The following is a 23,259-nucleotide window of genomic DNA, read 5'->3' as shown; positions in this document are numbered from 1 at the left end:
GCGATGACGGCTACCCCGTCCACCGGCAGCGGGGCGCCCGGCGCCACGACGGCCGACGCCGTGCCCAACAGCTCGGGGCCGAACAGCGCCGGCGACGCGTCGATCGGCGAGCTGATCGGCCGGGTGTCCGAGCAGACGAGCAGGCTCCTGCGCGACGAGCTGCGGCTGGCGCAGGCGGAGCTGACCGCGAAGGGCAAGCGCGCCGGCATCGGCGCCGGCCTGTTCGGCGGCGCCGGCGTCTTTGCCTTCTACGGCCTTGGCGCGCTCGTCGCGGCGGCGATCCTGGGCCTCGCCCATCCGGTCGCGGCCTGGCTGGCGGCGCTCATCGTCGCTGGCGCGCTGTTTGTCGTCGCGGGCATCGCCGCTTTGATCGGCAAGAAGGAAGTGCAGCAAGCGACGCCGCCCATGCCGACCGAGGCGATCGCGGGCCTGAAACGAGATGTCGACACCCTCAAGCCGGGAGCGAACAGGTGACCTCTGCCGACGACAACGGATCCGCCGCTGACGGGGCGTCCGACGCTCCAGCCGAGCCGTCGACCGACACGCCGCCGCCCACCGAGCCGGACGCGATCCGCGCGGACATCGAGGCGACGCGTGCCGAGCTCGCGGACACCGTCGACGCCCTCACCGCCAAGCTCGACGTGAAAGCCCAGGCCAGCGACAAAGCACACGCGGCCGGCGCCGCGGCCAAAGAGAAAGTCGCAACCGCCGCCCACCAGGCCAAGGCCGCCGCGCCGCCGCCGGTGCAACACGCGCTGGACAGTGTCGGGGCGAAGGCCGGCCCAGTCGCCCAGCAGGTGGCCGCAAAGGCCGAGCCGCACCGCGGCAAGATCGCCGCCGGTGCGGGCGTGACGCTGCTCGTGCTGCTCGTGGTGCGCCGCCGGCGAAAGCGCGCGTCCGCGCTCTGAAGCCCGGCTCATCGACGAGCCGGCTAATCGAGCGCTCGATCGCCACGGGTCGCGGCGATGATCTCGGCGACCCGCGGGTCGCGCTCGATGTCCTCGAGCAGGATCGACGTGCCGTCCGCGCGGCCCAGTGGAATTCGCCAGTTCGGGTACTCGTCCTGGGTGCCGGGCTGGTTTTGCGTGCGCCGCTCGCCCACCGCGTCGGTGAGCGCCACGCAGCGCAGCAGCGCCGGCGTCTGACTCAGGAAGCCATGGAGTGCAATCACCAGCCGCTCCGGGCTCAACTCGTCACCGCCGTCGCCGCTGTCGCTGTTGCTGCCGCCGCCGTCGTCGTCGTCGTCGTCGAGGTCGTCGAGCAGGCCGGCGCGCACCAACTCGGCGCGCCAGGCGACTCGCTCCTGCTCAGCGGCGGCGAGTTCCTCGTCCGCGGACCGGGTCAGCAGGCCGAGCCGCTGCCGCAGCCGGATGTGATCGCCGGCGAGGTAGCCCGTCGTCGGGGGCAGGTCGTGGGTGGTCACGGACGCGAGGCAGTTCGGCCGCCACTGCTGCGGCCGCAACGGCGAGCCGTCGGCGTGGTCGGTCTCGAACCACAGGATGTTGGTGCCGAGCAGGCCGCGCTCGCTCAGGTAGTCGCGCACCCACGGCTCGACGTTGCCGAGGTCCTCGCCGATGATCACTGCGCCGGCGCGCTCGGCCTCGAGCGCCAGGATGCCGACCAACGCGTCGTAGTCGTAACGGACGTAAGTCCCATCCAGCGCGTCCTTGCCAGCCGGAATCCACCACAGCCGGAACAGCCCGATGATGTGGTCGACGCGCACGCCGCCAGCGTGCCGCAACGCGGCGGCGAACAACTCGCGCAGCGGCGCGTAGCAGAGTTCGGCCAGCCGGTCCGGCCGCCACGGCGGCTGCTGCCAGTCCTGGCCGAGCTGGGAGTACGCGTCCGGCGGGGCGCCTACGCGGACGCCCGTGGCGAGCACGTCCTGGTAGGTCCACGCGTCCGCGCCGCCCGCCGACACGCCCACGGCGACGTCGTGGATCACGCCCAACCGCATGCCGGCGTCGGCCGCGGCGTGCTGTGCGGCGGTCAGCTGCTCCCCCAGCAGCCACTGCAGCCAGCGGTGGAAGTCGACGCGGTCGGCGTGCGCGGCGGCGAAGCCGGCTACCGCGCGCGACGCGGGATCGCGCAGCTCCGCGGGCCACTCGCGCCAATCCGGGCCGTGCTGCTCGCTCAGCGCGCACCAGGTCGCGAACCGGTCGAGCGGCGCGCCCTCGCGTTCGCAGTAGGCGGAGAACGCGGCGGCGCGCCCGTCGTCCAGGTCGGCGTCTAGGTCGGCGTCGTGGACGAGCTCGAGCGCGGCCAACTTGGCTGTCCAAGCGGCGTCGCGGTCGAGCCGGTCGTCGCTGCGCCGTCGCGCAAGCTGTTCGCCGAGCGCGTCGACCTCGGCCTTGCGGTCGGCGGCGAGCCGCGCGTAGCCGGGGACGTCTTCGATCCGCAGGTAGACCGGATTGCCGAAGCGCCGGCTCGTCGGCAGGTACGGCGACGGGTTCATCGGCGCCGTGACCTCGGCCGCGTGCAGCGGGTTCACGAGCACGAAGTCGGCGCTGTGCTCGCGCGCGGACCACGCCGCCAACTGAGCGAGGTCGGCGAGGTCGCCCACCTCCCATGATCCGCGCGAGCGGACGCTGTAGAGCTGGCAGGCCAGTCCCCAACCAGGTTCGGCAAGCTGAGGCGGCAGCGCGAGCCGGCTCGGCGTGACGATCAGCTCGCAGAAGTGCCGCTCGCCGGCGACGACGACCACCAGCCGGTGGTAGCCCGTCGGCAAATCCGCCGGCAGCTCGACGTATGCAGACGTCGCGGCCGCCTCGACGACCTCGCCGTTCTCGAGCTCGATCCGCGGCTCGACGGCGGCCACGTCCACCGTGTGCGCCCGGCCGGCGCGCACGACGAGACACGGCGGCAGCACAACGGACAGGCGGTCGGCCTGCCGCCGCTCCAGCGCGGCGGCGCAGCTCGCATCGCTGCCGGCGTCCACGTCGAAGGCCGCCAGCACCGCGCGCAGGCTGTCCGCGCTAACGATCCGGTGCTCGCCACGCCAGTCGTAGTACTCGGTGTCGACGCCATAGGAGTCGGCGAGTTCGCGCAACGGATCGGCGGCAGCGGTGTCCACGACACTCATCCTGCCCGGCTGTCCGACTGGCGAGCTGTCAGACTGCCCGGCCGTCAGACTGGCGAGCTGTCAGACTGGCCGGCGATGACCGCGCCCGCCGCCGTGCCGCGGCTGCTCGCCGCGCCGGACAAGTTCCGCGGCACCGCCACGGCCGCGCAGGTCGCCGACGCGATGGCCGCCGCAGCCGAAGGCGTCGGCTGGCAGGTCGACCGCGCGCCGATCTCTGACGGCGGCGAGGGCCTGGTCGAGTGCCTCGGCGGCGCGAACCGGATCACCACGGTGGTCGGGCCGCTGGGCAAGCCGGTCGCCGCGGCGTGGCGGTTGGCCGGCGACCTGGCGGTTCTCGAGACCGCCGCGGCCTGCGGCCTGGCCCTGGTCGGTGGCCGCAATGAGCCGCTCGCGGCGACCGCTCGCGGCGCCGGCCAGCTTGTCGCCGCCGCGGCCGCCGCCGGCGCCCGCCATATCCTGGCCGGCGTCGGCGGCTCGGCGACGACCGACGGCGGCGCGGACGCGCTGGCCGAGTTGCGCGAACTCGTCCCGCTCGACGGCTCGCGCGGCGTCGCAGTCACCGTGGCCTGCGACGTCCGGACGCCGTTCCTCGACGCCGCGGCCGTCTTCGCGCCGCAGAAGGGCGCCGACGCGGCGCAGGTCGCCGTCCTCACCGCGCGTCTCGAACGCCTCGCCGAGCGCTACCTCGCGCAGTTCGGCCGCGACGTCCGCCAGCTCCCCGGGGCAGGCGCGGGCGGCGGGCTGGCCGGCGGACTGGCCGCCGCCGGCGCGAGCCTGCGGCCGGGTTTCGACCTGGTCGCCGACCAGCTGCGCCTCGATGCGCGAATCGCCGGCGCCGACCTCGTCCTCACCGGCGAGGGCCGCTTCGACGCCACCAGCCTCGCCGGCAAGGGCCCGGGCGCGCTGCTTGCCCGGTGCGCCGAAGCGGGCGTCCCCGTCGTCGTCGTGGCCGGCAGCGTGGCCGGCAGCGTGGCGGCCGACGCGCCGCCCGGCGCCACCCTGCTGGACCTCACCGCACGGTTCGGCGCGATCACGGCCCGCGCCGAAACGTTGCGTTGCGTGCACGAAATCGTGACTGAGACGCTGCGCGAACGACCGGTGAACGCCCGGCGATGAGCGTGGACCGTGCCATGCCCCTACCTAGGGCGTGACAGGTGGAAAGATAACGGGATGGTCGCGACCCAGACGCCTCGCCGGATGGCGATCGCGGACGGGTCCCGCCGGTTCACCGGCATCCTGCCCTCGCGGATGTTGCGCTGGCGCCGCCCGGTGTGGTGGCAGGAGATCGCGATCATCGCGTTCGGCTACTGGCTCTACTCCCTCGGCCGCAACGCCATCCCGGAGCAGGCCTCCATCGCGCTGCGGCACGGGCGAGCAATTCAGCACCTGCAGGAGGACCTCGGGCTGAATTGGGAGCTGTCGGTCAACCACTTCGTCGCCGCGCACGAGTGGCTCGCGCAGGCGATGGACTACTACTACGCCACGCTGCACTTCCTGGTCACGCCGGTCGTCATGGTGTGGCTGTTCGTCCGCCGCCCGCACGTCTACCGCGGCGCCCGGACGGTCGTGGTGACGACGACGCTGCTGGCGCTGCTCGGCTTCTACCTCTACCCGACCGCGCCGCCCCGGCTGCTGCCGCAGTACAGCTACATCGACACGGTGTTGAAGTTCCACACGTGGGGGTCGCTCGCCGACCCGGACATCGCCAAGCAGTCGAACCAGTTCGCCGCCATGCCGAGCCTGCACATCGGCTGGGCGCTGTGGTGCGGCATCACGCTGTTCGTCTGCGCCCGCCACCTGTGGGTGCGCGTGCTCGGCATCGCCTATCCGGTCGCCACCCTCGCCGTCATCGTCGGCACGGCCAACCACTTCATCCTCGACGCGGTCGGCGGGGCGATCGTCGTCGCGCTCGCGTTCGGCGCCCAGTACTTGCTGTCCGGGCACGGCGCGTACGTCGGGCCGGTCGATGCGCCCGACTTCGGCCTGCCGAAGCCGGCGCCTCCGGTGTCCGGCGCGGCTCAGGCGCCGTAGAACACGTTCTCGACGACCTTGCGGGCGCGGCGTGCCGCGCGGCGGTAGTCGTCGACGAGCTGGCCCGGGTCGGTGCCCGGCGGGTAGCCGAGCACCCGCGCGACCGCGATCAGCTCCGCGCCCAACGCCGGCAGCTGATCGGCCGGCTTGTCGCGCACGAGCATCAGCGCGTTGCGCGCGCGCGTCGCGAACCGCCAGGCCAGCGCCAGGGTCGCCGCGTCGTCCGCGTCGAGCAGGTCGGCTGCCGCCGCGGCGGCCAGCGCGTCCAGCGTGCGGGTGGTCTGCAACCCCGCCACCACATCGCCATGGCGCAGCTGCAACAGCTGGATCGTCCACTCGATGTCCGCGAGGCCGCCGCGGCCCAGCTTGGTGTGGGTGGTGGGATCGGCGCCGCGCGGCAGCCGCTCGCTGTCGACCCGCCCCTTGAGCCGCCGGATCTCGAGCAGGTCGTCCGGCGCCACCCCGCCGGCCGGGTAGCGGACCGGGTCGATCATCTCGACGAACCGCGCGCCGAGGTCGCGGTCGCCGGCCACCGGGCGGGCGCGCAGCAGCGCCTGCGCCTCCCACGCCGAGGACCAGCGGGCGTAGTAGCGCTCGTAGGAGTTCAGCGAGCGCACGAGCGCGCCGTTGCGACCCTCCGGACGCAGCGACGCGTCGACTGACAGCGGCGGATCGGTCGAGGACGGCGTGGTGAGCAGCGCGCGCACCCGCGCCGCGACCTCGTGCGCCAGCCGGTCGGCTGCGTGCCCGTGGTCGTCGACCGGCTCGTGGACGAACAGCACGTCGGCGTCCGAGCCGTAGCCGACTTCCGCGCCGCCGAGCCGGCCCATCGCGACGATCGTGAAGCGCAGCGGGAGGACGTCCAGGTGCTGGTCGGCGGCGACCGCCCGTACGGCCACCCGCAGCGCCACCTCGAGCGTCGCCTCGGTGGTCACGCTCAGCGCGCGGCAGACGTCGTCCACGTCGCAGACGTCGAGCAGGTCGCCGAACGCGGTGCGCAGCAGCTCCTGGCGCCGCAGACCGCGGGCGGCGGCGACCGCGGCGCCCGGGTCGCCCTGCCGAGCGGCCGACTCCCACATGGCCGAGCGCAGCTCCTCGGCGAGCGCCGGGCGCAGCTGCTCGGGCGCGGACAGCATCTGCAGCGCCTCGGGCGCCCGGCCGAGCATGCGCGCGACGTATCGGCTGACGCCCAGCACGTACGCCAGCCGGGACACGACCGCGTCGCCGTCGCGCAGCAGGCGCAGATACCACGGCGTCGAGCCGAGCTCCTCGGACAACCGCCGGTAGGCGAGCAGGCCGGCGTCCGGATCGGGGGCGTCGGCGAAGTCGGCGAGCAACACCGGCAGCAGCGTGCGCTGCAGCGCCGCGCGCCGGCTGAGCCCGGTGGTCAGCGCTTCGATGTGCCGCAACGCCGCGCCCGGGTCGGCGAAACCGAGCGCCGCGAGCCGCCGGCCCGCCTCGGCCGCGGTCAGCCGCAGGTCCGCCGACGGCACCCGGGCCACCGCCTCGAGCAACGGCCGGTAGAACAGCTTCTCGTGCAGCCGGCGCACCTCGCGGCTGTGCAGCCGCCATTCGGCGTCGAAGACCGCGCGGGCGTCGCCGCGGCGATCCGGCCGGTAGCCCATCGCCCGGGCCAGCCAGGCCAGCTGGTCCGGGACGTCGGGCAGCACGTGCGTGCGGCGCAACCGGCGCAGCTGCAGCCGATGCTCCACCGCCCGCAGAAAGCGGTAGGCGTCGATCAGGCTCACCGCGTCGTCGCGGCCGACATACCCGCCGTCGCGCAGCGCGGCGAGCGCCGGCAGCGTCTCGGGCGTGCGCAGCGACTCGTCGCCGCGGCCGTGCACGAGCTGCAGCAGCTGCACCGCGAACTCGACGTCGCGGATGCCGCCGCTGCCCAGCTTGATGTCGCGTTCGGCAAGGGACACCGGGATGTGCTCGACGACGCGGCGCCGCATGGCCCGGACGTCGGGGACGAAGCCGGCCCGCTCGGCGGCGCTCCACACCAGCGGCGTGATCGCCGCGCAGTAGGCCCGCCCCAGCTCGAGGTCGCCGGCGACCGGCCGGGCCTTCAGCAACGCCTGGAACTCCCAGGTGCTCGCCCACCGCTGGTAGTACGCCTGGTGGCTGGCGAGCGTGCGCACGAGCGCGCCGGCCTTGCCCTCCGGGCGGAGGTTGGCGTCCACCTCCCACGCGACGCAGCGGCAGATGCGCATCGTCTCCGCGGCAAGCCGGGTCGCGGCGGCGAGCGCGGCCGTCGACTCGTCCCGGCTCGATTCGTCCCCCCCGCCCACCGGCTCGGCGACGAACACGACGTCCACGTCCGAGACGTAGTTGAGCTCGCGCGAGCCGGTCTTGCCCATGGCGATGACGGCCAGCCGGCACGGCGCGGTGTCGGCCGGGAGGTTGGCGGCGGCGACGTCGAGCGCCGCTTGCAGGGTTGCCCCGGCGAGGTCGGCGAGCAGTTCGGTGACCACCTGCAGGTCGAGGTCGCCGGCCAGGTCGCGGCCGGCGATGGCCATGAGCTCGCGGCGGTAGGCGTCGCGCAGCGCGGCGACGGCGTCGTCCCCGCACAGCTTCGCCGCCGGCCCGGCGCTGCCCACAGCGGGATCGGTGACGTCTGCGCCGACGGCGGCCGCGAGCCGACCCGGCATGCCGGCCGCGTCCAGGTCGCCGGCCAGCACCTGCCAGTCGCCCGGGCGGTGCCGCAGGTACTCGGCGAGCTCCGCGGACACTCCCAGCAACGCGAGCAACCGGGTGCGGACGTCGACGCGGGTCTGCAGCGCGTCGCGCAGCGCGGCGCCGTCGTCGGTCGCGGCGATGGCGGCGAGCGCCTCGAGCGCGCCGTCGGGGTCGGCGCAGCGGCCGAGCGCGGCGACCACGACCGCCGCCTCGTCGCTGGTGGGCCCTGCGCCGTCGGCGCGCCACCATTCCAGCGGCGGGCTGGAGAGCAGTTCGCCCGCGCGGGCGCCGTCGGCGAAGGACAGTCGAGCCAGCCGGGCGGCAAGCCGGGCCGCGGGCGCCGCCTGCGCCGCCCCCGCTGGAGTCTCAGCCATCGTCGTGGCGCAGACCGGGCATCGGCAGCGGCATCCGGGCGGCGCCGGCCTCTGCCGCGAGGGCGGCGCGGGCGGCGGCGATCGGGTCGTCCGGCGCTGCGTCCGGCGCATTGGCGGACGCCGGATCGCGGACGACGCCGGCGAACGCCGCGGCGAACGGCGCCCAGGTCTCGGCGAGATCGTCGTGCACCCGCACGGCGCGCTCGACTATCGCGTCCAGGTCGTAGTCGGCGAGTTCCGCGGCGTCGCCACGGGCCCAGGCGCGCACCGTCGCCGGGGTCGTCTCGATGTGGAACTGCACGCCCCACGCGACCCGGCCGAGGCGGAACGCCTGATGCTCCGCGCCGGGCGAGCTCGCGAGCTGGACGGCGCCGGGCGGCAGCGACGTGATCGCGTCGAAGTGCCACTGCAACACATCGGGGGTGATCGGCAGCGGGCGGAACAGCGGGTCGTTCGCCGCCGCGCCGCGCTTCGCGACCAGCTGCGCGCCGACCTCCGGGCCGGCCGGATTGCGCTGCACCCGCCCGCCGTTGGCCGCGGCCAGCAGCTGAGCGCCGAGGCAGACGCCGAGCGTGGGCAGCTCGCTGCTCACAGCTGCACGCAGCAGGGCGCGTTCATGCGGCAGCCACGGTGCGATGACGTCGTCGTTGGCGCCCATCGGCCCGCCCAGTACGACCAGGCCGGCGAAACCGGCGAGGTCGGCCGGCAGGTCGGCGCCGCTGACGATCTCGAGCCGCAAGTCCGCCGCGCGCAGCCACTCGGCCAGCCGGCCGACCGGGTCGCTCGGCGAGTTCTCGACCACGAGCACCAACGGCTGCGCGGACCCCGTCACGCTGTCGACTCTAGCCAGCTGCCCCAGCGAAGAGCGCTCGCGGGAAGAGCCCGCCGCAAGGGGGCCGGCCCTGAGCTTGCGAGGGGTCAGATCGCGGCCCGTACCCCGGCGGATAAGGGCAGCAAATCAAAGAACGGGCAGGTACCTGCGCAACTCGAACGGGCTGACTTCGGAGCGGTAGTCGCTCCACTCTTCGCGCTTGTTGCGCAGGAAGAAGTCGAAGACGTGCTCGCCGAGCGTTTCGGCGAGCAGCTCGGAGTCCTCCATCGCGCGCAGCGAGTCGGACAAGTTGTGCGGCAGCGTGCCGTAACCCAACGCGCGCAGCTCGGTGTCCGACAGCGACCAGACGTCGTCCTCGGCGCCGGGCGGGAGCTCGTAGCCCTGCTCGATGCCCTTCATGCCGGCGGCGAGCAGCACCGCGAACGCCAGGTAGGGGTTGCACGCCGCATCCGGCGAGCGGATCTCGACGCGCGTCGAGTTGGCCTTGCCCGGCTTGTAGCGCGGCACCCGGACGAGCGCGGAACGGTTGGCAGGTCCCCAGCAGATGACCGTCGGCGCCTCGACGAGCGCGCCCGGCGCGCCGAAGCCCCACAGCCGCTTGTACGAGTTCACCCACTGGTTCGTGACCGCGGTGATCTCCCGGGCATGGGTGAGCAAGCCGGCGATGAACGCCCGTGCCGTCTTCGACAGGTTGAGCGGGTCGGAGGAGTCGTGGAACGCGTTCTGGTCGCCCTCGAACAGCGACAGGTGGGTGTGCATGCCGCTGCCCGGCTGGTGCATGAAAGGTTTCGGCATGAATGTCGCGTGCGCGCCGTGGGCGATCGCGACCTCTTTGATGACGTGCCGGAACGTCATCAGGTTGTCGGCGGTCGACAGCGCGTCGGCGTAGCGCAGGTCGATCTCCTGCTGCCCGGGCGCGACCTCGTGATGGCTGAACTCGACCGAGATGCCCAGGCCTTCCAGCGCGCTGACCGCCGCCCTGCGGAAGTCATGGGCGACGTCGTGGCTGGTCATGTCGAAGTAGCCGCCGGTGTCGATCGGCAGCGGCTCGGTGCCGTCCGTCGGCCGGTTCTTGAGCAGGAAGAACTCGATCTCCGGATGCGTGTAGAAGGTGAAGCCGCGTTCGGCGGCGCGCGACAGCGCCCGGCGCAGCACATAGCGCGGGTCAGCCCAGGACGGCGAGCCGTCGGGCATCTGGATGTCGCAGAACATCCGGGCTGAGTCGGCCGGGCTGCCGTCCTGTTCGGGCAGCACCTGGAAGGTGGACGGGTCGGGACGGGCGAGCATGTCGCTCTCCCGGCCCCGGGTGAAGCCCTCGATCGCCGAGCCGTCGAAGCCGATGCCCTCTTCGAACGCGCCGTCGAGCTCGGCGGGCGCGACAGCGACCGACTTCAGCGTGCCGAGCACATCGGTGAACCACAACCGCACGAAGCGGATGTTGCGTTCCTCGAGCGTGCGAAGCACGAACTCCTGCTGCCGATCCAAACCGTTCCGCCTCTCTGTTCCGCCTCGCCGACCTTAACTGCTGTCGTCCAGACCCAGCGATCGTGACGCGACGTTGTTGCCGGTGCGTTTCGGCGTCGGGTTAGAGGGCGCTGCCTTTCAGCCACTTCGACCAGGGCACCGTCCAGTCGCCGCCCTGGTCGACCTGCAGTGTGGGAGCGTGCTTCGCGCCCTTGATCTCCACCGGGTCGCCGATCATCGAGTGCTTGAAGAACCACATCGAATTGGCGGCGTTGAGGTTGAGGCACCCATGCGAGACGTCGTAACCGTTGTCCTGCGCGTAGATGGTCGTCAGCAGCTCATGCAGGTAGATGCCGTCGGTGCTGATCTTGGTGGCGTTGTAGATATTCTCGCAGGCGTAGCCGCCCGGCGCGTTCGCCGGCAGCCCGTAGCTGGCCGAGCACATCTTGGCGGGCTGCTCGTGGGCCAACACCGTGTAGGTGCCGTCGAGTGTGTAGAAGTTGATGTAGTTGCCCTTGACGCTGACGCCGCTGTGTTCGCCCATGGACGTGTTCATCGTCCGGATCAAGTGGCCGGCCGCGTTGTACACCTTCACCTTGTTGACGGACTTCGGCGCGGTGTCGTGCGCGATCGTGACCTGCCGGCGGCCGATGGTGAACGACGCGCTGGTGTCCGCCTGCCCGTAGAGACCGTCGCCCAGCTTTTTGCCGTAGACCTTGGCCGTCACGGTCACCTTCGTGCCGGAAGCCCAATAGTGCTGCGGCCGCCAGTGGACGTTCTGCGAATCGGACCAGTACCACGATCCGTCGACGTGCGGTGTGGTGGTGACGGTCAGCGCCTTCTGGGCGGCGGTCTCGTTGCCGATCGGCTCGTCGAAGTGCACGATCGGCACGATCGCGACGCCGTAGGTCGCCCCGTGGCCGAGCGGATACCCGCCGATGCGCTGCAGATACGGCATCGTCATGTTGTCCGGAGTCACGGTGGTGATCGTCTCGCGCTTGGTCACCGGCTTGCCGTCGCCGTTCGCGCCCGTGGCGGAGATCGAGTAGGTCTTGCTGTAGCCGAGGACCTCGGTGTTGTGCCACGAGGCGCCGTCGGGCGACACGACGCCCTTGACGGCCTTGCCGGAAGGACTGGTCATCGTCACCGAGGTCAGCTTGCCGTTGGCGATCGACACCGTCACCGGCTTGGCCGGGCTGATCTTCTTGCCGTCACCCTGCGGGCTCGTGGTGATGACGGCGGCGAGCGCGACCGGCGCGGGCGCCGAGGACGAGCCGCCCGTGGACGTCGGCGTGGCCGATCCGGTGGGGGTGCCCGTGGAGTCGCCGGCGCCGCCGCCGGTGCAGCCGGCGAGCAGCGCCAGGGCCGCGAAACAGGCTGTCGTGGCCCCGGCGAGCGAGATCCGCCGCCGAGACGGTGAGCGGTCCGAATTGGGGACCCGATGCATCAATCCTCCGTAATTGCGTGCCTGCGGCTGGCGGTGATGAGGCGTTCTCACACTCCGGCCGCGCTTCCAGTGTCCCGCGAACCGCGTGGCTTCGCGGCGAGCCGAGGGCCGAGGTCTTCCTAGCGAAGACGCCGCCGCCGGCTGGCGGGTTGCGTCCGAGATCGAATCGTCACCAACGAGCTGTCCGCCATTCTGCCGCACGACGCCGCCGACCGCCTGCTCGCCGCGCGCGTCGGCGGTCGGCTCAGCCGCCGCTCATCAGGCGACGCTGCCACAATTGGCCGGTGATCGCGCTGCGAGTGGCGATGGCCCAGGTCAATTCGACGGTCGGCGACTTCGCCGGCAACGCGAACCGGGTCGTTGCCGCCGCCGAGCAGGCTGCCGCCGCCGGCGCCGACCTGGTGGCGTTCCCGGAGATGATGCTGACCGGCTACCCGGTCGAGGACCTCGTGCTCCGGCCGTCGTTCCGCGCGGCGTCGAAAGCGGCGCTCGACGCGCTGGCCAGCCGCCTCGCCGCCGCGGGGCTCGGCGAGCTCGCGGTCGTCGTGGGCTTCGTCGACGACGACGGTTTCCCCCGCGACGCCTCGGCCTTCCTGCTCCGCGGCGAGGTCGTCGCGCGGTACTTCAAGCACCACCTGCCAAATTACGGCGTCTTCGACGAGCGCCGCTACTTCGCTCCGGGACTGGACCTGACGATCGTGCGGCACCTGGGCGTCGACATCGCGCTGACGGTCTGCGAGGACGTCTGGCAGGAGGGCGGCCCGTTCAGCGTCGCCGGCGCGGCGGGCGTGGGGCTGGTCGTCAACGTCAACGCCTCGCCCTATGAGCGGAACAAGGACGACGTGCGGCTGCGGCTGCTGCAGCGGCGCGCAGCAGAGGCGCACGCGCCGATCGTGTACGTCAACCTGATGGGCGGCCAGGACGAGCTGGTGTTCGACGGCGACTCGATGGTGGTCGCGCCGAACGGGGTCGTGCTCGCCCGCGCGCCGCAGTTCGTCGAAGACGTCTACCTCGTCGACGTGCCGGTGGCCGAGGCGCCGGCCCAGCCGCCTCCCGAGCTGGCGCTCGAGTCGCCGCCCGAACACGCCGAGATGAACCTGGTGCGCATCAGCACCGGGGTGCCGGCCCGCGCGGGCCGCGAGATCCGGCCCGGCGCGGTCGCCGACCGGATGCCCGACGAGGCCGAGGTTTGGCACGCGCTCGTGGTCGGCCTGCGCGACTACGTGCGCAAGAACGGCTTCGACTCGGTGGTGCTCGGCATGTCCGGCGGCATCGACTCGGCCGTCGTCGCCGCGGTCGCCGCGGACGCGATCGGGGGCGAGCACGTCTACGGCGTCTCGATGCCGAGCGTCTACTCCTCCGACCACTCACGTTCGGACGCCGAGGACCTCGCCCGGCGTCTCGGCGCCCACTATCGCGAGGCGCCGATCAAGCCCATGGTCGAGGCCTACCTGTCCGGCCTCGAGCTGACCGGGCTGGCCGAGGAGAACCTGCAGGCCCGGGTGCGCGGCACGACGCTGATGGCGCTGTCGAACTCCGAGGGCCACCTGGTCCTCGCGCCGGGCAACAAGAGCGAGCTCGCGGTCGGCTACTCGACGATCTACGGCGACGCGGTCGGCGGGTTCGGGCCCATCAAGGACGTGCCGAAGACTCTCGTGTGGGCGCTGGCCCGCTGGCGCAACAGCTTGGCGGAGCAGCGCGGCGAGACGCCGCCCATCCCGCCGAACTCGATCAGCAAGGCGCCGTCGGCCGAGTTGCGGCCCGGACAGGTGGACACCGACTCGCTGCCCGAGTACGAGGTGCTCGACGCGATCTTGGCGCGCTACGTCGACCGCGACGAGGGCAGCCCGCAGATCGTCGACGCCGGCTTCGACCGGGCACTGGTCGAGAAGATCGCCCGGCTCGTCGACGCCGCCGAATGGAAGCGCCGCCAGTACCCGCCTGGCACCAAGATCAGTTACAAGGCCTTCGGCCGCGACCGCCGGCTGCCGATCACCAGCAAATGGCGCGAATCCGGCTGATTGACGCCACGTTTCCGTCTCTTGTCAGCCGGGTGACATGTCTCTCAGAATTCACCGGCGACTTACCGCTCGGTAGCGGACATGATTGTTGCGTCCAGATTTCATGCCCGGGGACCGCGCGAGCGGCCTCGAGGAAGTGAGCGAGACATGGCCGAGGCCACCCTGTACGGCGGCGTCATCAGTCGGCGGATCACGATCCGCGACCTGCAATCGGCGAAGGACCGCGGCGAACGCTGGCCGATGCTCACCGCCTACGACTACTCGACCGCGAGGGTCTTCGACGAGGCCGGCATTCCGGCGCTGCTCGTCGGCGATTCCGCGGCGAACGTCGTCTACGGCTACGACACGACAGTGCCGGTGACCGTCGACGAGCTGCTCCCCCTGGTCCGCGGCGTCGTCCGCGGCACGTCCCGCGCGCTGGTCGTCGCCGACCTGCCCTTCGGCTCGTATCAGGCCTCGCCGCAGCAGGCGCTGGAGACCGCGGCGCGCTTCATGAAAGAGGGCGGCGCGCAGGCCGTGAAGCTCGAGGGCGGCGCACGGGTGGCGCCGCAGGTCGAGGCGCTGGTCTCCGCGGGCATTCCGGTGATGGCGCACATCGGCCTCACCCCCCAGTCGGTGAACGCCTTCGGCGGCTACCGGGTGCAGGGCCGCGGCGACGAAGGCGCCCACCGGCTGCTGCAGGACGCCAAGACGCTGCAGCACGCCGGCGCGTTCGCCGTCGTGCTCGAGGTCGTGCCGAGCGAGGCCGCGGCGCAGGTCACCCGGCTGCTGAACATCCCGACGGTCGGCATCGGCGCCGGGCCGGCCACCGACGCGCAGGTGCTCGTGTGGCAGGACATGGCCGGGCTGCGTTCGGGCAAGCCGGCCAAGTTCGTGAAGGAGTTCGCGCAGGTCGGCGACGTGCTGCGCGACGCGGCCAGCCGGTTCGGCGACGAGGTGCGCAACGGCGCGTATCCGTCGGCCGAGCACGAGTACCACTGATCATCCGCGGCTGATCCGGGTTCGGCGGACGCCCGACCCAGCCGGCCGGCCCGCCTTCCCACACCGCGTGGTCGAAATTAAAGACATCGACCGCTGGGTGTGGGAGGCGGTGCTCAGGCGCCGGGACGGGTCAGCGAGCGCTCTTGCGCGCCGTGGTCTTCCTCGTCACGGCCTTCTTCACGGCGCTCGCCTTCGACGCCACGGTCTTCTTGGCGGCGCTGGCCTTCTTCGCGGCCGTCTTCTTCGCCGGCGCCGTCTTCGCGGCGGCCTTCTTGGCCGGCGCCTTGGTGGCCAACTTCTTGGCCGCAACGGACTTCGTCGCCGGGACGGACTTCTTCGTGGCCAACTTCTTGGCCGCGACGGACTTTGTCGCCGACGCCTTCTTGGCAGCGGCCTTCTTCGCCGGCGCCTTCTTAGCCGGCGCCTTCTTAGCCGGCGCCTTCTTCACGGCGGCCTTCTTCGCGGCGGCCTTCTTCGCCGGCGCCTTGGTGGCCAACTTCTTGGCCGCAACGGACTTCGTCGCTGGCACGGACTTCTTCGTGGCCAACTTCTTGGCCGCCGCGGACTTCGTCGCCGGCGCCTTCTTGGCAGCGGCCTTCTTCGCCGGCGCCTTCTTCGTGGGTGCGGTCATGCGGGGGCCTCCTCGAGAAACTTCTGGCGGGCGGATCGCTCCACCTGTAGATCAAGGTTGACGAGGTGTTCTACGCAGCGTCAATACGACGCGCCGTATTACTCGGCGTCGACGTTGGGGCGAGCCAGCTGCCGCATCGCGCGTCCGCTTGCGGCAGCGCGCGCCTTCCCTTGCCACGCAGGCAAATCCGCGATGAAGCGTCGGCTCACTCTCGACGCGACAGCCGCGCGACTGTGACGAAGATTTTTCCGTACCTATAGGTATGGAAAAGCGCCGATCGAGCGCCGCCATGGCGGGCGACGTCCCTTCGAGAGCATTGCTCTCGGAAAAGTGAAGCGCGCCGTCAGGCTTGACCAGGGCGGCGGACGAGTCGACCTGTAAGCCGGATTCTGTGCCCGGCGCGAACGCCGGGCGACGGCCATCCATCTAGGCCTGCCGTTGCCGGCAGGCTCGAGCGATCTACCCGCAGACATCGGACGGGCCGCCCTCGATCGTCTGCGCGAGCTGGCAAGCCAGCTCTTCTTGACCTTGCTCCGGGTGGGGTTTACCTAGCCGTTCCGGTCGCCCGGAACGCTGGTGGTCTCTTACACCGCCGTTTCACCCTTACCGGCACGCATGCCGGCGGTCTGTTTTCTGTGGCACTGTCCCGCGGGTCGCCCCGGGTTGCCGTTGGCAACCACCCTGCCCTGTGGAGTCCGGACTTTCCTCGGCAGCGCCCCGCTGATGCTGGGACGCTGACGCGGCCGTCCGGTCGGCTCGTCCGCCGCGCCCGAATCGTATCCCGGCACCCGCGCGGGCTGGCTGCCGATAGGTTTCGCGGAGTGTCCGGCGCTCCCGCTGAGGTGGTCGCGGCCGCGCTGCTGCTGGTCAGTCTCGGCGTCGCCGTCGTCCGTCCGCGCGGCATCAGCGAGGCCTTCGGCGCGCTGCCCGCGGCGGCGCTGATCGTCGCCCTCGGCATCGTCCCTTGGTCCTCGGCCGTCGACACCGTGCGCGAGATCGGCCCGACGGTCGGCTTCCTCGCCGCGATCCTCGTGTTCGGCACGCTGTGCGCGGACGCCGGCGTGTTCGTCTTCCTCGGCGGCGTGGCGGCGCGCGCTAGCCGGGGCCGGCCGCGCCGCCTGCTCGCGCTGGTCGTCGCCCTGGCCGCCGCCGTGACGGCGACGCTGACCCTCGACGCCACCGTCGTTCTGCTCACCCCGGTGGTGCTGACCACCGCTCGCCAACTGCACGTGCCGGCCCGCCCGCACCTGTATGCCTGCACTCGGCTGGCCAACAGCGGATCGCTGCTGCTGCCGGTCTCGAACCTGACCAACCTGCTTGCCTTCGGCGCGGCCGGGTTGTCCTTCGGCCGGTTCACCGCGCTGATGCTGGCGCCCTGGCTGCTCGTGTGCGCGTTGGAGTGGATCGCGTTGCGGGTCGCGTTCCGCCGCGACCTGACGTCGGAGGGAGACGCCGTCCCGCCGCCGACGGCCGTGCCCCGCTACGCCCTCGCCGTGCTCGCGGTGACCGTCGCGTTGTTCGTCGTCGCGTCCTCGCTCGACATCGCGCCGGCGTGGGCCGCGCTCGCGGGCTGCCTCGCGCTGCTGGCGCCGCGCATGGCGCAACGCGCCACCCCCTCGGCGGCGCGCGTGCGCGGGCTGGTGAGCGCGGCGTCCCCCGGCTTCTGCGTCTTCGTGCTGGCGCTCGCGGTCGTGGTGGACGGCGTCACCCGGCATGGGCTCGCCGACGGCTTGCGGAACGTGTTGCCGAGCGGCGTTTCGCTACCTGCTCTGTTGGCGATCGCGGGCGTGGCGGCGGTGCTCGCGAACGTCGTGAACAACCTGCCGGCGACGCTCGCGCTGATCCCGCTCGTCGTCGGCCAGCCGGCCGCGGTGCTGGCGGTGCTGGTCGGCGTGAACATCGGGCCGAACGCGACCTATGTCGGCTCGCTTGCGACGCTGCTGTGGCGCCGCCTGCTCCCGGCGCGGGACAAGCCGAGCGCTCGGCAGTTCCATGCCCTCGGCCTCACGACGACCCCCGTGCTGCTGGCCGTCGCGATCGTCGCGCTGTGGGGCTCGTTGTCGGTCCTCGGGACGTGAACTCGCCGTTCAACGCGGCAAATGGGACGTGTCGTTGACGAGCCGCACCGAGCAGTTCCCGTCGACGTAGTAGTCGACGATCGACACCGAGGCGGTGTCCAGGTGCAGCCGGTACAGCGCGACCGGCGGGGCGTCGAGCGCGAAGCGCACCAGGACCTTGATCGGCGTGACATGCGTGACGACGACGACCGTCTGGCCGGCGTGTGCGGACAGCAGCGCGTCGCGGGCGCGCAGCACCCGGACGTCGACGGCGGTGAACGGCTCCCCGCCCGGCGGCGCGACGTCCGGCGAGGCGAGCCAGGCGTCGAGCGCGGCCTGATCCGCGGCTGCGACCTCGGCCATCGTCTTGCCCTCCCACTCGCCGAAGTCCGTCTCGACCAGGTCGTCGACCGTCTGCAGCGGCAGGCCGAGCGGGGCGGCGATCGCCGCTGCGGTCTCCTGCGCACGGCGCAGCGGCGACGCCGCGACCGCGGCCACGGCGCCGAATGGACGCGCGGCCAGCGCAGCCGCCTGCTGGCGCCCCGGATCGTCGAGGGGCAGGTCGTTGCGGCCGGAGAAGCGCCGGCGCGCCGAGTGCACCGTCGAGCCGTGCCGCACGAGGATCAGCCGGGTCGCCGTGTCGACCGGCGGCGTCCAACTGGGCGCGGCGGCGAGATTCGCCGCGGCGCCCGGGCGCGCGCCAGGTGCGGCCGGGCGCGTCGCGGCGGGTTTGGCCGCTGTCGTGGGCTTGCCGGCCGCCCGGTCCATCGCTTCGTTGGCAAGCCGGTCGGCGCGCTTGTTGAGCTCCCGCGGAATCCACTCGAACGAGACGTCGTCGAAGCCGCGGCGCAGGACGCCCGCCTGCCGCGCAAGTTCGCGCATCGAGGCGTGCTTGATCTGCCAGGCGCCCTTCATCTGCTCGACGACGAGCTTGGAGTCCATCCGCACCGCGACACGGCGAGCGCCGAGCTCGCGGGCGGCGTCGAGGCCGGCGATCAGCCCGCGGTATTCGGCGACGTTGTTCGTCTCGACGCCGATGCTCTCGCTGCGCTCGGCGAGCACCTCGCCAGTCGCCGGGTCGAGCACGACGGCGCCGTAGCCGGCCGGGCCGGGGTTGCCGCGCGAGCCACCGTCGGCCTCCACCACGACGAACTCGACGACCGAATCGACAACCGGGTTGACAACCGGCTCCAACGGGTTGCTCACAGCCCGGATTCGGCGGTCCGGACGAGGATCGCGCGGCAGTTCTCACAGCGCAGCACGGCATCCGGCGGCGCGTCGCGGACCGTGCCGAGCTCGCTGCCGGACAGCTCGATATGGCACGCCTCGCAGCTGCGCTGACGCAACATCGCGGCGCCCGTGCCGGTTTGCGCCCGGCCGCGCTCGTAGAGGGCGAGCAGGTCGGCGGGCAGCTGGCCGGTGACGGCCGCGCGCTGCGGCGTGCGTTGTCCCGCGGCCGCGTCGATCTCGGCGAACGCGGCGTCGCGCTTCGCCTCCAGTTCGGCGATCTCGGCGTCGACCGCATCCTGTTCCGCGCTGGCCCGCCGCAGATCGGCGGCGGCTTCCTCAGCGCGTTCCATGACGTCGAGCAGTTCGTCCTCGAGCGTCGACTGCCGACGGGCGAGCGAGGCGATCTCATGCTGCAGGCTCGCCAGTTCACGCGCGGGCAGGCCGCCGGCTTGCAGCCGCGCCTCGTCGCGCACCGCCCGGTTGCGGACGGTCTCGACGTCGTTCTCCATCCGGCGCTGCTCCCCGGCGATATCTTGGAGACGCGTGCGGGCGTCGACGACGGCGTCGTGCAGCCGCGCCTTGGTCTTGACGCGCTCGGCGATCGCCGCGAGCTCGGGCAGCGTCCGCCGCCGGTGGGCGAGCTGGGCGAGCGCGGTGTCCGCGGCCTGCAGGTCGAGCAGCCGAAGCTGGGTTTCGTGGTCGGCGTTCACGGCTGCGTTAGGACTCGCTTCACGGCTTGGCGGAGTGGTCGGACGGGACGTGGAGCGTCCAGGGGTCGGTGACCTGGGCGGAGACCCGGACGTCCACCGTAGTGCCGAACCGCGCGCGCAGCGCCGTCGCGACCGCGTCCAGCCACGGCGCCTCGGTCGCCCAGTGGGCGGCGTCGACGAGCGCCATCGCGTCCGGGCCGCGTTCGGACACCGCCTCGACGGCGGGGTGGTGCTTGAGGTCGGCGGTGACGAACACGTCGGCGTCCGCGTCGCTCGCGCGACCGGCGAGCGAGCCGCCGGATCCGCCGCACACCGCGACCGTGCGCACCAGTCGGTCGGCGTCGCCGGCGGCGCGCACCCCCCAGGTGGTGGCCGGCAGCGCCGCGGCGGCCCGCTCGACGAACGCGCGCAACGTGGCGGCGGCCGGCAGCTCGCCGACCCGGCCGAGGCCGCGCCGGCTGGGCAGCGGCTGCTGCGCGAGCAGGTCGAAGGCCGGCTCTTCGTAGGGATGGGCCGAGCGCAGGGCCGCGACGATCGCGGTGCGGGTCCGGCGCGGCGCGATCATCTCGACCCGGGTCTCGGGCACCCGTTCGATGCGACCCCGCTCGCCGATCGCCGGACGCGCGCCGGCGAGCGGACGGAAGGTGCCCTCGCCGGGGGTCGTCCAGGCGCAGCGATCGTAGTCGCCGAGCCGGCCGGCGCCGGCCGCGGCGAGCGCGTCGACCAGCCGTTCGGCGTCGGCGTGCGGGACGAACACGACGAGCTTGTCGATCGGCTCGTCGTCCTGCGGTTCGAGCGGACGCAGGTCGGCGAGCCCGAGCCGGCGGCCGAGCGCGTCCGACACTCCAGGCGCCGCGACGTCGGCGTTGGTGTGCGCCACGAAATGGGCGGCGCCGGTGCGGATCAGCCGGTGCACCAGCGCGCCTTTGCGGTCGTCGGCCGGCACGCCGTGGACGCCGGTCAGCAACAGCGGGTGGTGCGTGATCAACAGCTGCGCGCCGCCGTCGATCGCCTCCGCGACGGTGGCCGGCACCGGGTCGACGGCGAGAAGCACGCGCTCAACCCGCTCGGCCGGGTCGCCGCAGACGAGGCCGACCGCGTCCCACGGCTCGGCCCAGCGCGGGTCGAACCACTCGTCGAGCGCGGCGATCAGCTCGGCGAGGCGGGGCACGTCGCGAACCTACCGGCCTTGCCGGCTCGGCCGGCGAAAGCCGTACCCTGTAGCCACTTCACGACGGGAGTCACGAGCGATGTTGTACTTCGACGGCGGTATCGGGATCCTGCTGTTCGGGCTCTGGGTGTTCTGCATCATCGACGTGATCACCACTCCGGACGGCGCCACCCGCAACCTGCCCAAGCTGATGTGGCTGCTTATCGTGATCATCCTGCCGGACGTCGGCTCGATCGCCTGGCTGGTCGCCGGGCGGCCGTGGCAGGGCGCGAACGCGGGTCTTCCCTACAAGGGCAACCGGGGCCGTCCTGCGGCGCCAGCGGCGGCAAGGCCCGCGGATGCCAGGTCTGGCACGCGTGCGCGGGCGACGAATCCGGACGACGACGAGGAGTTCCTGGCCGGCCTCCGGGCGCGCGCCGAGGAGCAGCGCAGGCGCGGCCGCGAGGCCGGCCGCGACGAGCCGCCCGCCGTCGCCGACTGATAACATCAGCCCCGGCGATGGGACTCCGCCGAGGCGCGCAATTGGCCTGAACCGCCCGACTGGGGCTGATGGTTCCTCCTTGGATCAAGGAGGAGAGCTATGTCCGAGCCGGCCGACGAGCATCTCGAGTTGCCAGTCGATCCGGACGCCCTTGCGCGCCCAGTGCACTTCCGTCTCGACGCTGCCCTGCTGGTCGCGCTCGGGGGAACCGTCGGGACCCTCCTGCGGTACGAACTGGCGCAGCTCGAGCCGACGCGTGCCCGCTCTTTCCCGTGGGGCACGTTCATCGCGAACATCGTCGGGGCGTTCCTGCTCGGCGTGCTGCTCGAATGGCTGGCCCGCGCCGGCCCGGACCGCGGCCGGCGGCAGCGCGCCCGGCTGCTTCTCGGCACGGGCTTCTGCGGCGGCCTGACGACCTACAGCACCCTGGCGGTCGAGGCCGATCTGCTGGTCCGCGCGCACGACAGCACGCTCGCCGTCGCCTATCTGGCGGCGACGTTGATCGCCGGCGGACTGGCGAGCGTCGCGGGCATCGCAGCTGCGGCCGGCCACCACAGGCTGCGGCGACGGCAGTCCAGCTCATGATCGCGGTGTGGATCTCGCTCGCGGGCGGCCTCGGCGCCGTTGCCCGGCTCGTCGTCGACGGGGCGATCCGCGAACGATGGTCCGCGACGTTTCCGATCGCCACCTTCGCGATCAACGTGAGCGGCTCGCTGCTGCTCGGCGTGCTCACCGGGCTGGTGCTCTTCCGGCACAGCCCGACTGATCTCGCCCATATCGCCGGCACCGGCTTCTGCGGCGGCTACACCACGTTCAGCACGGCCAGTTTCGAAACGGTGCGGCTGGTGCAGCGCGGCGCGACGTCATGGGCTGTCTTGTACGGCGTCGGTTCCGTTCTCACCACGGTCGGTGCAGCAGGGCTCGGCTTGGCGCTGGCGAGCTGACGCCACGCCCGGGCCCGGGATCACCGCGGTCTCGGGCCAGAGCGCCGCTCATGTTCGGGTGTTTTCGGCCGATATTGCGGTTGTATTACAGACAACGGGAAGACGGAGGCGGTGACGTGGACAGCGGTCGCGAGGACGCGGTGGTAGTGCCCGAGGACCTGATACCGGCGCAGGCGTTCGACCTCGCGTGCATTCAGGTGGTGAAGTATTTGTCGCGGCTGATCCCGATGGGATTGTGGGCCGTGACCCGCGTCGCCAATGGCCAATCCGTCCTGCTAGCCGCCGAAGATCACGCGTACGGATTCGGCAAGGGCGCCGCGTTGCCGTTCGTCGACATGCCATGTCACGCCATGGTGACGGCGGGAGCGCCGCCGATCGCACCGGATGCGACGCTCGTGCCGGCATACGCGGAGTCTGGATTCGCCCGCCTGGCGCCGCTGGGCGCCTACGTCGGATTCCCCGTCACATTGGCCGACGGGGAACTGTTCGGCACAGTGTGCGGGTACGACCCCAGCCCGCAACCGTCGACCCTGCTCAGCAATGAGCCGCTCTTCAGACTGGTCGCGGTCCTGTTGTCCGCGGTGCTGACCGCGGACTTGGTCTCGACCGACGCGGCCCGCGACATCGAACTCTTGAAAAGTGAGGCCGACAGCGACCAGCTCACCGGCCTGTTGAACCGCCGGGGTTGGGATCGCTACGTCAGCCTCGAAGCGCCGAGGTACGAGCGGTTCGGCGACCCCGCGGCGGTTCTCGTCATCGATCTCGACGGGCTGAAGACGATCAACGACGTCCAGGGTCATGTTGCCGGCGATCAGCATCTGCGGCGCGCCGCGGAGACACTGCGCAGGCATGTGCGAGCCGGCGACGCGCTGGCGCGCCTTGGCGGGGACGAGTTCGGGGTCTTCGCAAAGGGTGTCTCGCCCGCCCAGGCGGGCGCGCTGGTCGATCGAATGGTCGAGGCCTGCAGCAGTGCTGGGATCGAGGCCTCGATCGGGTGGGCGCCGGTGCAGGTTGGTGTCGGCATCAAAGACGCCTGCATCGCCGCTGACCAGTCGATGTATGAGCAGAAGAGAAAACGGCGGCACACCGCACGCGTGCCGGGCCGCGGTTGAACGCGCGCGCAG

20 protein-coding genes, 1 other RNA gene and 1 riboswitch are annotated in these 23,259 nt (G+C 72.2%); of the genes, 11 read left to right on the top strand and 10 right to left on the bottom strand.

The features are described from left to right. Positions 1-3: 3 nt before the first annotated feature. Entirely contained in the window at positions 4-474 is a 471-nt protein-coding gene (locus ACFFBG_RS01455; RefSeq protein ID WP_375474868.1) for a phage holin family protein, read from the top strand. Continuing rightward, positions 471-908: a DUF3618 domain-containing protein gene (locus tag ACFFBG_RS01450; RefSeq protein ID WP_375474866.1), complete on the top strand. Its 438-nt coding sequence runs from the start codon at positions 471-473 to the stop codon at positions 906-908. Before ACFFBG_RS01455 ends, ACFFBG_RS01450 begins: the two co-directional genes overlap by 4 nt. 23 nt (positions 909-931) lie before the next feature. On the opposite strand, the gene malQ is transcribed toward ACFFBG_RS01450, so the two are convergent. Further along, the gene (malQ, locus tag ACFFBG_RS01445; RefSeq protein ID WP_375474864.1) at positions 932-3,082 is read right to left on the bottom strand and encodes a 4-alpha-glucanotransferase; all 2,151 of its coding nucleotides are present in this window, start codon (positions 3,080-3,082) and stop codon (positions 932-934) included. A gap of 75 nt (positions 3,083-3,157) precedes the next feature. Here malQ and ACFFBG_RS01440 point away from each other — a divergent pair, with 75 nt between their 5' ends. Then, positions 3,158-4,198 (top strand): glycerate kinase, encoded by a 1,041-nt coding sequence (locus tag ACFFBG_RS01440; RefSeq protein WP_375474862.1) that lies wholly within the window; start codon positions 3,158-3,160, stop codon positions 4,196-4,198. 54 nt (positions 4,199-4,252) lie between these two features. Next, complete coding sequence (locus ACFFBG_RS01435; protein ID WP_375474860.1) at positions 4,253-5,113, top strand: phosphatase PAP2 family protein; 861 nt, start codon at positions 4,253-4,255, stop codon at positions 5,111-5,113. Here ACFFBG_RS01435 and ACFFBG_RS01430 read toward each other — a convergent pair. From ACFFBG_RS01430 to ACFFBG_RS01415, 4 genes are all read right to left on the bottom strand, one after another. Then, positions 5,101-8,166 carry a bifunctional [glutamine synthetase] adenylyltransferase/[glutamine synthetase]-adenylyl-L-tyrosine phosphorylase gene (locus ACFFBG_RS01430; RefSeq protein WP_375474858.1) on the bottom strand — a complete coding sequence of 1,022 codons (3,066 nt, stop codon included), beginning with the start codon at positions 8,164-8,166 and terminating at the stop codon, positions 5,101-5,103. The genes ACFFBG_RS01435 and ACFFBG_RS01430 overlap by 13 nt on opposite strands. After that, positions 8,159-8,998 carry a type 1 glutamine amidotransferase gene (locus ACFFBG_RS01425; protein WP_375474856.1) on the bottom strand — a complete coding sequence of 280 codons (840 nt, stop codon included), beginning with the start codon at positions 8,996-8,998 and terminating at the stop codon, positions 8,159-8,161. Before ACFFBG_RS01425 ends, ACFFBG_RS01430 begins: the two co-directional genes overlap by 8 nt. A 126-nt stretch (positions 8,999-9,124) precedes the next feature. Beyond that, positions 9,125-10,483 (bottom strand): type I glutamate--ammonia ligase, encoded by a 1,359-nt coding sequence (gene glnA / locus ACFFBG_RS01420; protein ID WP_375474854.1) that lies wholly within the window; start codon positions 10,481-10,483, stop codon positions 9,125-9,127. Between the two features lie 100 nt (positions 10,484-10,583). Next, positions 10,584-11,909 (bottom strand): Ig-like domain-containing protein, encoded by a 1,326-nt coding sequence (locus ACFFBG_RS01415; RefSeq protein WP_375474852.1) that lies wholly within the window; start codon positions 11,907-11,909, stop codon positions 10,584-10,586. A 284-nt stretch (positions 11,910-12,193) separates the two neighbouring features. Between ACFFBG_RS01415 and ACFFBG_RS01410 the strand changes: the two genes are divergently transcribed. Next, positions 12,194-13,930: an NAD+ synthase gene (locus ACFFBG_RS01410; RefSeq protein ID WP_375474850.1), complete on the top strand. Its 1,737-nt coding sequence runs from the start codon at positions 12,194-12,196 to the stop codon at positions 13,928-13,930. Between the two features lie 147 nt (positions 13,931-14,077). After that, the gene (gene panB, locus ACFFBG_RS01405) at positions 14,078-14,911 is read left to right on the top strand and encodes a 3-methyl-2-oxobutanoate hydroxymethyltransferase (protein ID WP_375474848.1); all 834 of its coding nucleotides are present in this window, start codon (positions 14,078-14,080) and stop codon (positions 14,909-14,911) included. A 130-nt stretch (positions 14,912-15,041) separates the two neighbouring features. Here the strand turns inward: panB and ACFFBG_RS01400 are convergent, their stop codons facing one another. Both ACFFBG_RS01400 and rnpB read right to left on the bottom strand, forming a co-directional pair. Beyond that, a complete protein-coding gene (locus ACFFBG_RS01400; RefSeq protein ID WP_375474846.1) occupies positions 15,042-15,542 on the bottom strand; it encodes a histone H1-like repetitive region-containing protein in 501 nt (166 codons plus the stop codon). 362 nt (positions 15,543-15,904) lie between these two features. Then, positions 15,905-16,301: RNase P RNA component class A (gene rnpB, locus ACFFBG_RS01395), an RNA gene on the bottom strand. A 62-nt stretch (positions 16,302-16,363) separates the two neighbouring features. Here rnpB and ACFFBG_RS01390 point away from each other — a divergent pair. Then, the gene (locus ACFFBG_RS01390) at positions 16,364-17,620 is read left to right on the top strand and encodes an SLC13 family permease (protein WP_375474844.1); all 1,257 of its coding nucleotides are present in this window, start codon (positions 16,364-16,366) and stop codon (positions 17,618-17,620) included. A 9-nt stretch (positions 17,621-17,629) separates the two neighbouring features. On the opposite strand, the gene ACFFBG_RS01385 is transcribed toward ACFFBG_RS01390, so the two are convergent. From ACFFBG_RS01385 to ACFFBG_RS01375, 3 genes are read right to left on the bottom strand one after another with little or no spacing between them, the layout of a single operon-like run. Continuing rightward, positions 17,630-18,805 (bottom strand): bifunctional RNase H/acid phosphatase, encoded by a 1,176-nt coding sequence (locus tag ACFFBG_RS01385; protein WP_375474842.1) that lies wholly within the window; start codon positions 18,803-18,805, stop codon positions 17,630-17,632. Next, positions 18,802-19,539 (bottom strand): zinc ribbon domain-containing protein, encoded by a 738-nt coding sequence (locus ACFFBG_RS01380; protein ID WP_375474840.1) that lies wholly within the window; start codon positions 19,537-19,539, stop codon positions 18,802-18,804. The genes ACFFBG_RS01385 and ACFFBG_RS01380 overlap by 4 nt, the downstream gene beginning before the upstream one ends. Positions 19,540-19,558: 19 nt before the next feature. Next, positions 19,559-20,710: a Nif3-like dinuclear metal center hexameric protein gene (locus ACFFBG_RS01375; protein ID WP_375474838.1), complete on the bottom strand. Its 1,152-nt coding sequence runs from the start codon at positions 20,708-20,710 to the stop codon at positions 19,559-19,561. Positions 20,711-20,789: 79 nt separating this feature from the next. Between ACFFBG_RS01375 and ACFFBG_RS01370 the strand changes: the two genes are divergently transcribed. The 4 genes from ACFFBG_RS01370 (at position 20,790) to ACFFBG_RS01355 (ending at position 23,247) form a co-directional block, all read left to right on the top strand. Continuing rightward, on the top strand, positions 20,790-21,191 hold the full coding sequence (locus ACFFBG_RS01370) for a PLD nuclease N-terminal domain-containing protein (RefSeq protein WP_375474836.1): 402 nt from the start codon (positions 20,790-20,792) through the stop codon (positions 21,189-21,191). 4 nt (positions 21,192-21,195) lie between these two features. Next, a riboswitch (Fluoride riboswitch) is annotated at positions 21,196-21,276 on the top strand. Positions 21,277-21,290: 14 nt separating this feature from the next. Then, on the top strand, positions 21,291-21,776 hold the full coding sequence (locus tag ACFFBG_RS01365; RefSeq protein ID WP_375474834.1) for a CrcB family protein: 486 nt from the start codon (positions 21,291-21,293) through the stop codon (positions 21,774-21,776). Further along, entirely contained in the window at positions 21,773-22,135 is a 363-nt protein-coding gene (crcB, locus tag ACFFBG_RS01360) for a fluoride efflux transporter CrcB (RefSeq protein WP_375474832.1), read from the top strand. Before ACFFBG_RS01365 ends, crcB begins: the two co-directional genes overlap by 4 nt. Before the next feature lie 116 nt (positions 22,136-22,251). Then, a complete protein-coding gene (locus ACFFBG_RS01355) occupies positions 22,252-23,247 on the top strand; it encodes a GGDEF domain-containing protein (RefSeq protein ID WP_375474831.1) in 996 nt (331 codons plus the stop codon). Positions 23,248-23,259 lie beyond the last annotated feature (12 nt).

The sequence above is a fragment of the uncultured Jatrophihabitans sp. genome (assembly GCF_964251945.1).
In the GTDB taxonomy this organism is placed as follows: Bacteria; Actinomycetota; Actinomycetes; order Mycobacteriales; family Jatrophihabitantaceae; genus Jatrophihabitans.
The sequence above is the reverse complement of the archived record's forward strand: the minus strand, read 5'-3'. Positions and strand labels throughout refer to the sequence as shown.